15 protein-coding genes are annotated in these 14,679 nt (G+C 72.6%); 6 read left to right on the top strand and 9 right to left on the bottom strand.

Going from position 1 to position 14,679, the window contains the following annotated elements; all coding sequences use genetic code 11:
• Positions 1 to 51: 51 nt before the first annotated feature.
• The 4 genes from ACFYXU_RS14155 to ACFYXU_RS14140 form a co-directional block, all read right to left on the bottom strand.
• Positions 52 to 906 (bottom strand): aldo/keto reductase, encoded by an 855-nt coding sequence (locus ACFYXU_RS14155; protein WP_389457786.1) that lies wholly within the window; start codon positions 904 to 906, stop codon positions 52 to 54.
• Positions 907 to 949: 43 nt separating this feature from the next.
• On the bottom strand, positions 950 to 2,584 hold the full coding sequence (locus tag ACFYXU_RS14150) for an FAD-binding oxidoreductase (RefSeq protein ID WP_389457784.1): 1,635 nt from the start codon (positions 2,582 to 2,584) through the stop codon (positions 950 to 952).
• Positions 2,585 to 2,697: 113 nt separating this feature from the next.
• Positions 2,698 to 3,138: a nitroreductase family deazaflavin-dependent oxidoreductase gene (locus ACFYXU_RS14145; protein WP_389457782.1), complete on the bottom strand. Its 441-nt coding sequence runs from the start codon at positions 3,136 to 3,138 to the stop codon at positions 2,698 to 2,700.
• A 260-nt stretch (positions 3,139 to 3,398) separates the two neighbouring features.
• Positions 3,399 to 3,764, bottom strand: coding sequence for a nuclear transport factor 2 family protein (locus ACFYXU_RS14140; RefSeq protein WP_376515709.1), 366 nt, complete (start codon positions 3,762 to 3,764; stop codon positions 3,399 to 3,401).
• A 70-nt stretch (positions 3,765 to 3,834) separates the two neighbouring features.
• On the opposite strand from ACFYXU_RS14140, the gene ACFYXU_RS14135 reads away from it, so the two are divergent.
• On the top strand, positions 3,835 to 4,710 hold the full coding sequence (locus tag ACFYXU_RS14135) for a LysR family transcriptional regulator (protein ID WP_376515711.1): 876 nt from the start codon (positions 3,835 to 3,837) through the stop codon (positions 4,708 to 4,710).
• A gap of 102 nt (positions 4,711 to 4,812) precedes the next feature.
• Here ACFYXU_RS14135 and ACFYXU_RS14130 read toward each other — a convergent pair whose 3' ends face one another.
• Positions 4,813 to 5,379, bottom strand: a complete 567-nt coding sequence (locus ACFYXU_RS14130) for a TetR/AcrR family transcriptional regulator (RefSeq protein WP_376515713.1) — start codon at positions 5,377 to 5,379, stop codon at positions 4,813 to 4,815.
• 111 nt (positions 5,380 to 5,490) lie between these two features.
• Here ACFYXU_RS14130 and ACFYXU_RS14125 point away from each other — a divergent pair, with 111 nt between their 5' ends.
• The gene (locus ACFYXU_RS14125) at positions 5,491 to 6,411 is read left to right on the top strand and encodes an NmrA/HSCARG family protein (RefSeq protein ID WP_389457779.1); all 921 of its coding nucleotides are present in this window, start codon (positions 5,491 to 5,493) and stop codon (positions 6,409 to 6,411) included.
• Between the two features lie 113 nt (positions 6,412 to 6,524).
• Here ACFYXU_RS14125 and ACFYXU_RS14120 read toward each other — a convergent pair whose 3' ends face one another.
• The gene (locus ACFYXU_RS14120) at positions 6,525 to 7,493 is read right to left on the bottom strand and encodes an NADP-dependent oxidoreductase (protein WP_389457777.1); all 969 of its coding nucleotides are present in this window, start codon (positions 7,491 to 7,493) and stop codon (positions 6,525 to 6,527) included.
• Positions 7,494 to 7,600: 107 nt separating this feature from the next.
• Between ACFYXU_RS14120 and ACFYXU_RS14115 the strand changes: the two genes are divergently transcribed.
• Positions 7,601 to 8,191 carry a TetR/AcrR family transcriptional regulator gene (locus tag ACFYXU_RS14115; protein ID WP_376515719.1) on the top strand — a complete coding sequence of 197 codons (591 nt, stop codon included), beginning with the start codon at positions 7,601 to 7,603 and terminating at the stop codon, positions 8,189 to 8,191.
• A gap of 19 nt (positions 8,192 to 8,210) precedes the next feature.
• Here the strand turns inward: ACFYXU_RS14115 and ACFYXU_RS14110 are convergent, their stop codons facing one another.
• The 3 genes from ACFYXU_RS14110 to ACFYXU_RS14100 form a co-directional block, all read right to left on the bottom strand.
• On the bottom strand, positions 8,211 to 8,855 hold the full coding sequence (locus ACFYXU_RS14110; protein WP_389457775.1) for a dihydrofolate reductase family protein: 645 nt from the start codon (positions 8,853 to 8,855) through the stop codon (positions 8,211 to 8,213).
• A gap of 39 nt (positions 8,856 to 8,894) precedes the next feature.
• The gene (locus tag ACFYXU_RS14105; RefSeq protein WP_389406486.1) at positions 8,895 to 9,338 is read right to left on the bottom strand and encodes an SRPBCC family protein; all 444 of its coding nucleotides are present in this window, start codon (positions 9,336 to 9,338) and stop codon (positions 8,895 to 8,897) included.
• A 245-nt stretch (positions 9,339 to 9,583) separates the two neighbouring features.
• Positions 9,584 to 11,500, bottom strand: coding sequence for a hypothetical protein (locus ACFYXU_RS14100; RefSeq protein ID WP_389457773.1), 1,917 nt, complete (start codon positions 11,498 to 11,500; stop codon positions 9,584 to 9,586).
• 176 nt (positions 11,501 to 11,676) lie between these two features.
• Between ACFYXU_RS14100 and ACFYXU_RS14095 the strand changes: the two genes are divergently transcribed.
• The 3 genes from ACFYXU_RS14095 to ACFYXU_RS14085 all read left to right on the top strand — a co-directional run bounded on the left by ACFYXU_RS14095 (position 11,677) and on the right by ACFYXU_RS14085 (position 14,657).
• Positions 11,677 to 12,891: a sensor histidine kinase gene (locus ACFYXU_RS14095; RefSeq protein ID WP_389457771.1), complete on the top strand. Its 1,215-nt coding sequence runs from the start codon at positions 11,677 to 11,679 to the stop codon at positions 12,889 to 12,891.
• A complete protein-coding gene (locus ACFYXU_RS14090) occupies positions 12,888 to 13,583 on the top strand; it encodes a response regulator (RefSeq protein WP_389457769.1) in 696 nt (231 codons plus the stop codon). The genes ACFYXU_RS14095 and ACFYXU_RS14090 overlap by 4 nt, the downstream gene beginning before the upstream one ends.
• Before the next feature lie 270 nt (positions 13,584 to 13,853).
• A complete protein-coding gene (locus ACFYXU_RS14085; protein WP_389457767.1) occupies positions 13,854 to 14,657 on the top strand; it encodes a hypothetical protein in 804 nt (267 codons plus the stop codon).
• Positions 14,658 to 14,679 lie beyond the last annotated feature (22 nt).

The following is a 14,679-nucleotide window of genomic DNA, read 5'->3' as shown; positions in this document are numbered from 1 at the left end:
TGCGGGGAGGGCCCGGGTGGCCGGGGCCACCGGGCCCTCCCCGCACCGAGGTCACCCCTCGTCGAGCAGCGCCAGCTGCTTCTCGTCGAGCGCGATGCGCTCCGCGGCCATGTTGGCCCGCAGGTGACCGACCGACGACGTGCCGGGGATCGGCATGATCACCGGCGAGCGGTGCAGCAGCCAGGCGAGGACCAGCTGCGCCGGTTTCGCGCCGGTCTCCGCGGCGATCCGGGCCAGGGCGCCGCCCGCGGCCGGGCGGGCGGCGCCGGCGAGCGGCTTCCAGGCGATGAAGGCGATGCCCTCCCGCTCGCAGTGGGCCAGCTCGGGCTCGTAACGGCGGTCGTCGAGACCGTACTTGTTCTGGACGCTGGCGATCGGGGCGACGGCGCGGGCCTGTTCGATCTGTGCGACGGTCACCTCGGAGAGCCCGATGTGCCGGACCTTGCCCTCGTCCTGGAGCTGCTTGAGCGCGCCGACCTGGTCCTCCAGCGGCACCTTCGGGTCGACCCGGTGCAGCTGGAACAGCTCGACGCGCTCCAGCCGCAGCCGGCGCAGGCTCAGTTCGGCCTGCTGGCGCAGGTAGTCGGGGTGGCCGAGGACCCGCCACTGGTGCGGACCGGGACGCACCTCGCCCGCCTTGGTGGAGACGACGAGGCCGGGGGCGTACGGGTGGAGGGCGGCGGCGAGCAGCTCCTCGTTGGCGCCGAGTCCGTAGACGTCGGCGGTGTCGATGAAGGTCACGCCGAGCGCGACCGCCTCCCGCGCGACCTCGATGGCCTTCTCCGGTCTGGCCGGCGGTCCCCAGTGGTGGGGGCCGGTCAGCCGCAGGGCGCCGAAGCCCAGGCGGCGGACGCTCAGGTCGCCGCCCAGGGTGAGGTGGGTGGCGACGGTTCGGCGTGACTCCACGAACTCGATTCCCTTCGTGTGGTGCGCGTGCGGGCGTCCGGGGTCAGGGCAGCCGGACGGAGAGCGGGTGGCGGAAGACGTTCCGCGGGTCCCAGGCGGCCTTGACCCGCTGGAGCCGGGGGTAGCTGTCTTTGTAGTACAGGGTCGTCCAGGGCACCCCGGAGGTGTTCCAGGCCGGGTCGGCGGTGTCGGTGTCCGGGTAGTTGATGTAGCAGCCGTCGTGTTCGGCGTTGGGGACGGGGACACCGCCCGTGTCGGCGAAGACGTCCCGGTACAGCTCGCGGATCCACCGCAGGTGCAGGGCGTCGGTGGCCGGGTCCATCCAGGTGACGGAGAACCACGCCTTGAGGATCGAGTCGCGCTGCGGCACCGCGGTCGCGCTCGCGGGCAGGGCGTTCGCCCGGCCGCCGTACGAGTAGAGGTCGACCGCGCCCCACCCCTCGAAGGCCGGGTCGGTCAGATGGCGGTGCACGGTGGCGATCCGTTCGGCGGTCCAGGTGCGGCGCAGGTAGGCGCTCTTCGACTTGTGCCGGTCGTACCCGCCGGTGTCGACGCGGACGCCCAGGGTCGCCTGGAGCCACAGGTCGTCCTGGTGCTCGACCGCGGGCGTCAGCCCGGTGCCCTCGTTGACCGCCGCGACGAACCGGTCGATCAGGTCGGCCGCGTCGGCCCGGCCGCCGTCGAAGCGGACCTCCATCGACACCGAGCCGATGGCATGGGTGTTGAGGTGCAGGGTGCTGTAGAGGCTGCCGTAGCGCGGATCGGCGTGGTGCGCCTCGAACCAACGGCTGTAGTTCCGCACGAGCCGGGTGAAGCGGGCCAGGTCGAGGTCGGCCCAGGACCAGGTGACGAACGTCGTGCGGAGCCGGGCCGGCGGCTTCGGGAGGAGCGTCTCGGGGTCGTCGCCCTGGGCCCCCGGCGAGCGGAACAGATAGCGGGTGACGATGCCGAAGTTGCCGCCGCCGCCCCCGGTGTGGGCCCACCACAGCTCGCGGTGGGGGTCGTCGGGTTCGCGGGTCGCGGTGACGACGCGGGCTTGGCCCGAGGCGTCCACGACGACGACCTCGACGCCGTACAGGTGGTCGACGACGGTGCCGTCGCGGCGGGTCAGCGGACCGTACCCGCCGCCGGCGACGTGCCCGCCGGCCCCGACCTGCGGGCACACCCCGCCGGGCAGGGTGACCCCGTAGTCGTAGAGCAGGGTGCGGTACACCTCGGCGAGCGTGGCGGCCGGCTCGACGGCGAAGGCCCGGCGCTCGCGGTCGTAGGAGACCGAGCGCATCGGCGAGGTGTCGATGAGCACCTTGACGTCACCGTGGTCGGCGAAGTTCTCGAAGCAGTGCCCGCCGCTGCGGACGGCGACCTGCTTGCCGGCCCGTACCGCGGTGGTCAGCACCTGGACGATCTGTGCGGCCGAGTGCACCACGTGCACCTTCTCCGGCGAGGCGGTGAACCGGCCGTTGAACCCCCTGGCGACCAGCTCGTGGTACCGGGCGTCGCCCGCCCCGACGGTCGTGACGCGCGCCTCGGGCACGCACGGCGTGGTCTTCGGCGGCCTCCCGGCGTCCGCCTGCGCCCCCCTCGTCGCGGTCACGGTCGCGGCCCCCGCCGCTGCCGCGGTCAGCAACCCCCGGCGGCTGATTCTCCCCACAACACACCCCTTACGACGTACGGACATCGAACAGGGGGAACCGACGCGGTGGCCCCCCGAGAACAGGGCCTCCACCGCGTCGGCCCGCTCCACGGCACGACGGGAGCTCCCCAGCCCGCGCGTCGCGCCACCCCCACGGCTCAGCCCTGTCGCGGCTCCAGCACCACGACGGGAATGCGCCGTTCTGTCTTCTTCCGGTAGCTCTTGTACTGCGGGAAGATCGCGGCCATCGCGTCCCAGAGCCGGTCCCGCTCCGCCCCCTCGGCCTCCCGGGCGACGACCTCGTGCACGTCGGCCGCCACCTGGATCCGGGCCCGCGGGTCGGCGAGCAGGTTCAGGTACCACTGCGGGTGCAGGTCGGACCCCCCGTTGGACCCGACGACGACGAAGTTCCCCTCGTCCTCCCCGTAGATGAGTCCGGTGCGTCGCAGCGCTCCCGAGGTGCGCCCCCGGTGGGTCAGCACCAGCGTCGGTTTCCCGTACCAGATGTGCCCCTTGGCCCCGTCACTCGCCAGATACCGCCGCACGTGCGTGGCGACCCAGCTCGTCGGACTGTCCTGCGCCTCGTCCTGCCCGTCCATGCACTCACTCCGTCCAGGGTGGCAACAACGCCACCGCATACTACAGTTTGAGTACCTCCCCCGAGGCAAACCCATATCGCTTAACAGACAGGCAAGTTGACCGAAAACCATGCTCTGCGCCGACCTGGCGGCGCGCTTCGAGCATCCTCGCCGGACGGCCCCGGCACAACACCTTCAGGCCATCCGGGCCACCCGGTCGAGCGACTCTGGACGCGTTCTCGACCGGCATGGTGACCTCCGGTTCCGGGTGCGGCGCCCGTTCATTTCCGCGCCTCGAACCCGGCCAGGAGGGCCCGCGGGTCGAAGGTGACCCGGATCCGGACCACCTTCCCGTCCTGCACCCGCATCCAGTTCACGGTCGGGGTGGGGGGTGCGACGCTGGTGCACAGGTCGAACCAGGTGATGACGTCCTCGCCCTCCGCCACCCGCACCTTCACGTCGATCTTCTCCAGGACGCGGCCGAGCCCCGCCAGCCCGGCGAGCGCCTCGTCCACCCCCGATGCCGTGCCCAGCGCTCCGACGAAGTCGACGTCCTCGGCCAGTACCCCCCGCAGGGTGTCGAGGTCGCCCGCCTCCCAGGCGGCGAAGTAGGTCTCGGCAAGCTCTCGCGCAGTCCTCGTTGTCATACCTCCATCGTTCAACCGTTCCGTCCATCCGTCCAACAGATGGATCGGATGGGACCTATCATCACTGGACATGGAGATGCACCAGCTGCGCTACTTCGCCTCGGTCGCGGACGAGGGCTCCTTCACCGCCGCCGCCCGTCGCCTGCTGGTCAGCCAGTCCGGCGTCAGCACCCAGGTGGCCAAGCTCGAACGGGAACTGGGGCAGCGGCTGATCGACCGCTCCGGCCGCCGGATCCGCCTCACGCCGGCCGGTCAGGCGGTCCTCCCCCTCGCCAAGAGCGCGCTCGCCACACTGGAGGCCATCACGCACACGGCCGCCGAGTTCGCCGAGGCGGTCCGCGGCCGGGTCCGCCTCGGCATGATCATGGGCTGCACGATCCCGGCCTTCCTCGACACCGTCGCCGACCTGGGCCGCAGCCACCCGGGCATCGAGATCAGCCTCCACGAGGGCTACTCCGACCGGCTCCAGGTCCAGGTCCTCGCCGGCTCCCTCGACCTCGCCCTGATCGGCTACGCGGACGAGGTCGCCTCCGGCCTGGAGGCCGGCGTCGTCGTCGACGAGCCGATCACCGCGACCGTCCCCGCCGGGCACCCCCTCGACCGCCCCGACCTGCGCCTGGCCGACCTGCGGGACGAGAGGATCCTCTGCCTCTCCCGGGGCACCGGCATCCGCGCCGCCTACGAGGACTCCTGCCGCGGGATCGGCCTCGACCCGCGCGTGGACATCGACGCCAGTTCCCCGGCCGCCCTGCTGCGCCTCGCCGAGCGCGGCGCGGGCGTCGCCGTCCTCAGCGCCTCCGCCGCGCACGGCTCCGGCCTGCGGACGGTCTCGCTCACCGACGCCGCCACGCCCGCCCGGCTGGGGATCATCACCCGCCGGGGCCCGCACTCCCCGGCCGCCCAGCTCCTGCGCACCAGACTCCTCGCCGCGATGCGGGCGGAGTGAGGCGGGCGGAGTGATGCGCCCGGACCGATGCGGGCGGGCTGAGGGCGCGCGTCGCACGCGCGCGGACGGCGTGGGCCGGACACCCACGCGCGGAACGGCCGGTCAGGACCGTTTCGACGGGCTGAGTCCCTCCACGGCGAGGTGGAAGAGGCGGCCGGCCTGGGCCTCGGGGTCCTTGTGGTGCTCGGTGGCCAGGGCGATGCCGACCGCGAGGGTCAGCAGGTCGTGGAAGGTGACGTGCGGGGCGACCGCCCCCTCCCGTACGGCCCGCTGGAGCAGAGGGCTTCCGGCGGCCTCGATGCGCGTGCCGCAGGAGTCCGGAGAGGGTTCCTCGACCGGGGGCTCGTAGCTGAGGGTGTCGGCGAATCCGCGGGCCGACACGGCGTAGGACACGAGGGCGCGGAGCCACTCCAGCAGAGCGGTGCGGCCGTCCTCCGCCGTGCCCAGGCGCTCGGCGTGCGCGCACAGGCCCTCGATCCGCTCCTGGAAGACGGCTTCGAGAAGGGCCCGGCGGGTGGGGAAGTGACGGCGGACGGTCGCCGATCCCACGCCCGCGGTACGGGCGATCTGCTCCTGGGAGGCCTCGGCACCGTGCGCGGCGACCTCGGCCTCGGCGACGGCCAGGATGCGCTGGTAGTTGCGTCGGGCGTCCGAGCGCTGCGTCGCCATGATCTCCTCGTCGATCTCCCCGTTGCCAAACGGCGGGGCCCGCCATATCGTAGCGGAGGCCTAAACGGCGGGCCCCGCCGTTTCCGTTCTCCCCCGCGAGGAGCAGCGACGATGCCCGTCGACAGCGATACCGTCCTGGTCACCGGAGCCACCGGCCAGCAGGGCGGGGCCACGGCCCGCGCCCTCCTGGCCGCCGACGTCCCCGTGCGTGCGCTCGTACGCGATCCGTCGTCGCCACCGGCCCGGGCGATCGAGGCGCTGGGCGCCGAGCTGGTACGAGCGGACCTCTCCGACCGGGCCTCCCTGGACCCGGCGGTGGAGGGGATCCGCGCCGTGTTCTCCGTACAGATGCCGCCGATGTCCGACGCCGGAGTGGACTTCGCGGGCGAACTCGCGCAGGCCACGCACCTGATGGAGGCGGCGAAGGCGGCGGGAGTCCGGCAGTTCGTGCAGTCCTCGACGAGCGGGGTCGGTGCGCACACCCGAGCCCCCGGCTGGGCCGAAGGGCGCTGGGCCGCCCTGGCGGACTACTTCGACACCAAGCAGGCGATCATGGACGCGGTGCGGGGCGCCGGTTTCGCGCACTGGACGGTGATCAAGCCCGCCTTCTTCATGGAGAACCTCCCCCTGCTGGCGCCCAGGGGGCCCCGCGGCGGGCTGCTGACCGTACTGAAACCGGATACCGAGCTGGCCCTCGTGGCGGTGCGGGACATCGGCGCGGCCGCCGCGCACGCCCTCCGGGATCCCGACCGCTTCCACCGGGTGGAACTGGAACTGGCCGGGGACCTGCGCACGATGGAACAGATCGCGGGCATCCTGTCCACGGCCTGGGGCGTGCCCGTGACCGCGCCCTCCATGGACGTGGCGGAGGCCCTGGCCGCGGGCATGCCGGCGTGGGGGGCGGGCCACGAGTGGAACAACGCGGTCCTCCAGCCCGCCCGGCCGGAATTCGCCCGCGAACTGGGCATCCCGCTCACCACCTTCGCCGCGTGGGCGGCCGAGGAGCTGACACCCGAGTCCGGCCAGGACTGAAGATCGGGCGACGCCTGGCGGAGGGGGAACGGGTGCCCGATCCCGCCCGCCGTAGAGGAATGGGTGCCCGATCCCGCCCGCCCTAGGGGAACGGATGCCTGGTCCCGCAGGTCCTAGTCGACCACCCGGAGGACGATCTTCCCCTGCAAGTGGCCCTCCTCGGCGCGGACATGGGCCCGACTCGCCTCGCTCAGCGGGAAGACGCCGTCGATGCCGACCCGCAGCCGTCCGGCATCGATCAGGCCCGCCAGCACGGCCAGGTGCTCCCCGCTGGAGCGGACCTGCCATCCGGCCACCGCGATGCCGAGCTCCGCCGCGCGCTCGCGGTGGTACTCCCCCGGGAAGACCGCGGCGATGGAGCCGCCGCGCCGCACGACCGGCAGGAAGCGGTGGCCGTCCGGGCCACCGACGGCGTCGATCAGGACGTCCACGTCCCGTACGGCGTCCTCGACCGCGACCCGCGTGTAGTCGACGAACCGGTCCGCGCCCAGGTCCTTCAGGAACGCCTCGTGGCGCCCGGAGGCCACGGCGATCACCTGCGCGGCACCCGCGATCCTGGCCAACTGCACGCAGAAGTGGCCCACTCCGCCGCCGGCGCCGTTCACCAGGACCGTGCCGCCCCGCCCGAGCCGCAGGTGCTCGACGAGGAACTGATGGGCGGTGAGGCCCGCCATCGGCACGGCCGCGGCCTCCACGTGGCTGAGCGCGGCCGGCTTGCGGGCGAGGTGACCGGCGGGCGCGGTGACGAACTCGGCGTACGCCGAGGCCCGGCCCGGAAAGTTCACCAGCCCGAACACCTCGTCGCCGGCCCGCCACTCGGTGACGCCTTCGCCCACACCCACGATCACGCCGGAGACGTCGGAGCCCGGGACGAACGGCAGCGGCCACACCGGACGCATCGCCTCCGGGATGTTCGCGAAGCCCCTGCGCGCGTACCAGTCGGGCGGGTTGACGCCCGCCGCGTGGACGCGCACCAGCACGTCACCCGGCCCGGGAACCGGCTTCGGCACCTCCTCGTACACCAGCTCCTCCGGATCACCGAAGGCGTGCACCCGTACGGCCCGCATCGTCGCTGTCTCCATGCCTCTCCCCCGGACGTCGCATGACGCACCCCGGCCGGATAGGATCCGGAGCACTGCTCCGGATATTAATCGGAGCAGTGCTCCGTTTGTCAACGTCAGGACTTCTCATGCCAGTTGAAGGGGCCCCGCAGGGGCAGCGCGCCGACGCGCACCGCAATCGCGAGCGGATCCTCGACGCCGCGGCCGAGGTCGTCGGCGAGGACGGGACGCAGGCCTCGCTCCGGGACGTCGCCCGCAGGGCGGGGGTCGGGCTGGGCACGCTCTACCGGCACTTCCCGACCCGCGACGCACTCCTGGAGACCCTGCTGCGGACCAGCTTCGACCAGCTCGCGGAGGAGGCCGCCAGGCTGCTCGACGCGGACCTGGCGCGGGACCGGGCGCTGGCCGACTGGCTCGGCGGGTTCACCGAGCGCGCGGGCGCCTTCCGGGGACTGCCGGCCTCCCTGATGGCCACCCTGGGCGATCCGGAATCGGCCCTGCACGCCTCGTGCCTGGCCATGCGCGAGGCCGGCGGGCGGCTGCTGCGTGCGGCCCAGGAGACCGGACGGATCCGGTCCGACGTCGACGGCACGGACCTGTTCGCCCTGGCCAACGCCCTCAGCTGGATCGCCGACCAGGCACCCTCGATCGGCGCGCGGCGCGACCGCCTCCTCGCGCTGATCATGGACGGTCTCGCGCACCCGGGCGACGGTGCCTGAAGGGCGCGCGGACCGGGCGTCAGCGGTCGCTCACGACGCCGCGGTCGGGAGCGCTCATGTCGCCCGTGGCGGGCGTGCCCTCGGCGAGCCCGTAGCGCAGGTACACGACGCCCTTGGGGCCGGCCGCGGGCGGTTCGAGGAGCGTGAGGTTGCTGGGCACCGCCCCCGTGTCGAAGACCTTCTTCCCGACGCCGAGCACGAGGGGGTGCAGCCAGAGGTCGAGACGGTCGAACAGCTTCTCGCGCAGGAGGGTCTGCACGAGGTCCAGGCTTCCGACGACCTTCACGTGCTCGTGCCGGTCGCGGACCTCACGCACGGCGTCGGCGAGGTCCGGACCGAGCTGCGAGGACCCGGCCCACGAGAGGTCCGGGCTGCCGCGCGACGCCACGTACTTCGGGATCCGGTTGAAGAGCGTGGCGATCTCGTCGTCCTCTCCTCCCTCGTGGTGGGGCCAGTAGGCGGCGAAGATGTCGTACGTCCGCCGGCCGAGGAGGAGGGCGTCCGTGCCCTCGTACGCGGCCAGGATCTGCGCCCCGGAGACGTCGTCCATCAGCGGCGCCTGCCAGCCGCCGAACGGGAAGCCGGCGGGATCCTCGTCCGGGCCGCCGGGCGCCTGCCCGACGAGGTCGGCGGTCGCGAACATCTCGATCTCGATGAGACCCATGGCGTAACTCCCGACAGTGCGCTCGTCTGCTTCGAGGGCTCAGGACCGCTCGACCGCGGCCTTGATCCGTCGGCCGAAGGCGGGGGCGTCCTTGCGGGCCGCGCGCAGCGCCGGCCCCAGCAGGAGCCGGCCGAGACCGTGCCCTTCGAGGAGGTTGAAGATCCGTACGCGGGTACGGCCGCCGGGCAGGGCCTCGAGGTCGTAGCCGCCCTCGGCCGTGATGAGGTTCTTGCTCTGCTCGCTCCAGCGGATCGCGCGTGGCGCGTCCAGGCTCGTGACGCGGAACTCGCGGGAGGTCTTCATCCCGGCGTCCTTCACCGTGCTGCGGAAGACCGTCCCGGCGGCGGTCGGGCCGTCCGGGGTCTTCGTGATCTCCAGGACCCGGGGGCTGAACTCGGGATCGTTCCGGCCGTCGGCGAGGTAGGCGAAGACCTCCTCCACCGGCCGGTCGACCTCGACGACGGCCTCGAACTCTCCGGACATTGCGGCTCCTCGCTGGGTGTCCGGCACACGCTTCACCGCCAGGATCCCAGAGAGCCCCGCCCGCTGCCTCCCGACCGGACGCAGCCCACCCGATCGCGGGGTCGATCGGGGCCCGGTTCACCCGGCCACAGGGGCGATCCGAACCCCGCTCACCCGACCTCAGGGTCGATCCGAGGCCCGCCCACCCGACCACAGGGTCGATCCGAGGCCCGCCCACCCGGCCACAAGGACGATCCGAGCCCCGCTCACCCGGTCGCGGGGTACACGCTCAGGTCGATGTCCACCCCGGCGTACTCGTTGATCACGTACGCGCTCCCACCGGCCCAGAGGCTGCGGTCCTTGCCCGTGCGCGCGTCGAGGATGACGCCGTCGGCGTCGGCGCTGGCGTAGACAGCACCGTGGAAGGCGTTCCGGACGTCGGGCTTCTTCCGCGCCGGGTCGTCCTCGGAGACGGTCCAGAGCACCTTGCGGGTCCGGGCGTCGATGCCGCGTGCGGTCTCCTTGGTGTCGCAGACGATCACGGACCGCCGGTCGTCGAAGCAGTGGATGAAGCTGCCGTCCGGCGCACCGGGGACGAGTTCGCCCGTACGGCTGTCGCGCAGCGAGCCCGCGACGAAGAAGCCGCCTCCGACCTGCTCGACCTCCACGCTCCTGTGGCCCTCCGTCTTCCAGCGCGGGGAGCCGTCGGTGAGCGCCAGGCCTGCGAGGACGAGGTCCCCTTCCCGGGAGTGCCAGCCGTCGATGGCCTGGAAGGACGCCTCTTCGCCCAGCCGGGCACCGATGACGATGCCGCTGTCCAGCACGCCGCCCGCGAAGCCGTCCTCCTGCCAGGTCACCTGGTGGCTCTTCAGGTCGACGGCGTAGGTCGTGGCGCTCCGGCCGCCGTCGCTTCCGGCGTCGTCCGGGGTGGTGAGGATCCTGACGGCCGCGGTGCCGCCTTCGGCGCCGATCACCGCCGGCTCCAGATCGCTGACGGTCGCCCCCTTCGGCGCGGGCAGCCGGACCGTCCAGGACACCTTGCCGCTGTCCGCGTCGACGGACCGCAGGTAGACGTCGGTCCGGTCGCGCTCGGTGCCCGAGCCCTTCGTGTAGTCGGCGTACGCGAAGAGGACCTCCGTGCGTCCGTCCGGCCGGGCGAAGACCGGGGGGATGGTCTGGTCGTCGCTCGGCTGGCCCTCCTTGCCGGTGTACCAGTCCTCGCGACCGAGGGGCGACGACCAGAGCTTCCGCCCGGTGTGGGTGTCGTAGGCGTCGAGGGCCGCGGAGGTGCGGTGGTACAGCGTGGGGCCGTTGAGGGCGAACCCCCAGTCCTTGATGTCCTCGTCGACGGGCAGGGCGATCTCCTTGCCGAACTTCACCGGTGGATCGAACGCCTTCGCCTTCTCCGGGGCCGGTGCCTCGGCGCCGGAGGACGCACCCGGCGACCCGGCACCCGCGTCCTTCTCGGACGCGTCGGCGGAACAGCCGACCAGTCCGGTCAGCACGGCCGCGAGAGCCAGGTGCATGACATGCCAGTGCGTCGCTCGCACAGTGATCTCCTTCATCCAGTCAACTTCGGGGCAGCCTAGTGTCGTTGCGCCCGCGACGCCTTCGCTTATGTGACGGGACGGAGCCCCCGGCCGACCCGGCGTCCGACGCCTGGCTCCTGGCTGCTGGCTCCTGGCTCCCGGCTCCCGGCTCCCGGCTGCTGGCTCCTGGCTCCCGGCTCCCGGCTCCCGGCTCCCGACTCCCGACTCCCGACTCCCGACTCCCGACGGCGCGCAGAGGACCGCGAGGGGAATCTCGACGGCGGCGGCCATGGCGAGGGCCAGGGCAGTCTCCTGGCCGGGCGCGGCGGTGGCGAGGTCGGCGCAGGCGTCGGCGACGAGGAGCACCGCCGCCGCAGCCGCGGGGAAGCGGTGGCGACCGTCCGCGCGCAGAAGACTGCTCCCGGCGGCGGTCAGGGCCAGGGCCTCGAAGGAGTCGAGGGTCACCCAGGCCACGGCCTCGGCGGTCGGCAGGGTGGCGGCCAGGTAGCCCATCCAGGGCAGCAGGGCCAGCCCCGCCCCTTTGAGCAGACGGCCCTGCCATCGGTGGGCGCGGCTCGGGCGGGCCGGGCCGGTGGGTACGAAGCCGGTCGCGGAGAAGACGCGGGCGCGGTGTTCGAAGGCAATGCTGGACAAGGCGGAGTCCTCTTCCGGGGTCGCGAACCCGGCGGTCGGGCTCGTGATCAACTCTCCGAAATCCAGCGGACGATGTCGGTAACGCCACCGTCCGTCTGGGGGTGGCACCAGGTGCACCTCCGAGACGGACAGCAGGACCACCGCGGGCGCAGACACCCTGCGCCTAGGGTTGGATCATGAAGATCCCGCCGCTGCCCCGACGCGCGCTCGGCCGCCTGACCCGCGACCTCTCGTTCGTCGCCACCGGGGTGCCGCTGCACCTGGTCCTGGGATTCCTGCTGTTCATGGTCTACGGCCTGCTCTGGGAGATCGTCGAGGGGCGGGACAGCTCCGCGCCCCTGCTGCTCGGGCTCGCCCTGACGCTGGTCGTGATGTCGGTTCCGGCGCTGACGGCCACCCAACGCAGGCGGTTCAGGCGGTTCCTCGGCATCGGCATCCCCCGGCCCGGCTGGCGCGGTTCCGGGCGTCAGTTCGCCTTCCACAGCCTGGCGGGACTGCTGCTCGGCGGGCTCGAAGCGCTCCTGCTCGCGGCGCTGTCGGCGGGACTGGCCGCCACCACGGTGTACGGGTGGATCTGGGCCGTCCCCTGGCGATGGCGGATCGACCACCCCGGATACACGACCCAGGCGTTCTACGTCACCGTCGCGGGCGTCGCCGTGCTCGCCGCCGTACCCGCCCTCGCCGCGTCACTGGTCCGTCTGGAGGCGCGCCTCGGTCCCGGACTGCTGGGGCCCCATCCGGACGAGGACCTGGCCCTTCGGGTGGCCGATCTCACCGAGAGCCGGGCCGGAGCGGTGGACGCCGCGCACGCCGAACGGCGGCGCATCGAGCGGGATCTGCACGACGGCGCCCAGCAGCGGCTGGTGTCGCTGGCGCTGAATCTGGGCCTCGCCAAGGCCACGCTCAAGGATCTGCCGCCGGAGGCGCGGGAGGTGATCGACACGGCGCACCGCGAGGCGAAGGAGGCCATCGAGGAACTGGACGACCTGGTGCGCGGCCTGCACCCGGCCGTACTGGACGAGTTGGGTCTGGACGCGGCGCTGTCGGGCCTCGCCGCCCGGGCGCCCCTGCCCGTACGGCTGCGGGTGGACCTACCGCGCCGACCCTCGCCGGCCGTGGAGGCGGTCGCGTACTTCGTGGTCTCCGAGGCGCTGACCAACATCGCCAAGCACGCCCGCGAGGCGACCCGGGGGGATGTGACGGTCACCCGTCTGGGCGGGATACTGCGGCTGGTGATCGCCGACGACGGCACCGGTGGGGCCGATCCGTCCAGGGGCAGCGGTCTCAAGGGGCTCGCCCAGCGCGTACGGTCCGTGGACGGAACCTTCCGGATGACCAGCCCCGTGGGGGGCCCGACGACGATGAACGTGGAGCTGCCGTGCCCGACATGAGCCGTGGCGCGCCCGAAGCGCACCGTGCGACGTCCGCACGTGGACGTGCCGTGATCGCCGAGGATTCCGTGCTTCTGCGCACCGGGCTGGTCAAACTGGTGGAGATGGCGGGCTTCGAGGTGGCCGCCGAGGTGGGGGACGCGCCGGGCCTGCTGGCCGCGGTCGAGGAGCACCGGCCCGACCTCGCGGTGGTGGACGTCCGCATGCCGCCCGGCTTCACGGACGAGGGCGTGCGCGCCGCGCTCTCGATACGCCGCGACCGGCCGTCCACGGCCGTGCTGCTGCTCTCCCAGTACGTGGAGGAGCGCTACGCGGCGGAGCTGCTGGCCGCACACACCAGCGGGGTGGGCTATCTCCTCAAACAACGGGTGGTGGACGTCGAGGAGTTCGTCGAGGCTCTGCGGCGGGTGGCAGGGGGCGGCACCGCGCTCGACCCCCAGGTCGTCGCGCAGTTGCTGGTGCGACGCCCGAGCGCACCGCTGGACCGGCTGACTCCCCGCGAGCGGGACGTGCTGGCCCTGATGGCCGAGGGGCGCTCGAACGCGGGCATCGCCACTCGACTCGTGGTCAGCGAGAGCGCGGTGGCCAAGCACATCAACAGCATCCTCGCCAAGCTCGACCTCCCCAAGGCCGATGCCGACCACCGCCGCGTCCTGGCGGTCCTGCACTTCCTGGGCATGGCGACGAGCTGACCGCTCCGGCCGGGAGTTGAGCGGAGGGGGCCGTGATGCGGCGTCGGGGCGAGTCGACCGGTGCGAACTCGTCCCTGAAGAGCACCTGTTCCTGGCCACGACAAGTGAACGATGGTGCGAGGTAAGGTCACTTCGCTACACGCGATCACGGCCTCCCGGGAGCAAGGAGTACTGGTGTCCACGGCACCCCCGCCACCGAACCATCCGCCTCATCGACCCCCGTCGAGTACACCGGCAGGGCCGCCCCCTCCGCCGCTGTACCCGCCTCAGGTGCCGAGACGCCAAGGTTGGTTCGGGAGCCTGTCCGAGGGCGGCAAGGTCACCGTGATCGGCTCGGCGATCGTCGGCGTCTCCACCCTGGCGGCCGCGATCCTCCCCTCCCTCCTGTCCTCCGGGGACCGGAAGGGGACGGACGAGGCGAAGCCTCCGGTCCAGACGCAGTCCGAGACGCCGACTCGGGTGACGGATCCTGACAGCGGGACGCCCTCGCAAGAGGAGACACCGGAACCGGATCCGACCGGCACCACCCCCTCGACGGAGCCGACGACCCCTACGGGACCCCCGGCCCCCACGTCGTACAAGGTCGCCTACAAGGACCGCACCATGTCGCTGAGCATGGCTCGTGGCGCCGAGTCCGGTTCGGGCACGACGGGCTCACTCGACTTCGACGCGCCGGCCGCTCGTCGCTACCTGGACAGTGCGTGGGCCGCCGAGAAGGAGAAGGCGGAGGAGTCCGGCGTCCCTCTTCAACCCGACTTGACCTACGCGAACGCCGCATCGGGCTTCCTCATCCTCACCGAGGGCCGGACCGCCGCCCAGCTCCAGCCTTCGGATCCCTCGGAGAAGGCCGAGGACTGTGCGGCGGCGGCACAGGTCGGCGGCTTCTCGGAGGCGCGACTGAACGATTGGCAGCTTCCCCGCAAGACGGTCTTCTGCGTCCGGACGGACCAGGGAAACATCGCCCGCGTCCTGATCGTCGACTTCGTCGGCGGCACGGAGGACGACAACGAGGCGTTCGCCGAGCCTCCGGACCAGATCACCCTCAAGGTCACCCTCTGGAAGCCGAGCGCCTGACCCGGGACGCCGCGGACCGGCC

The organism is Streptomyces sp. NPDC002232, from assembly GCF_042890295.1.
In the GTDB taxonomy this organism is placed as follows: Bacteria; Actinomycetota; Actinomycetes; order Streptomycetales; family Streptomycetaceae; genus Streptomyces.
Note: the sequence above shows the minus strand (reverse complement) of the source record. Positions and strands in the feature narration are given on the sequence as shown.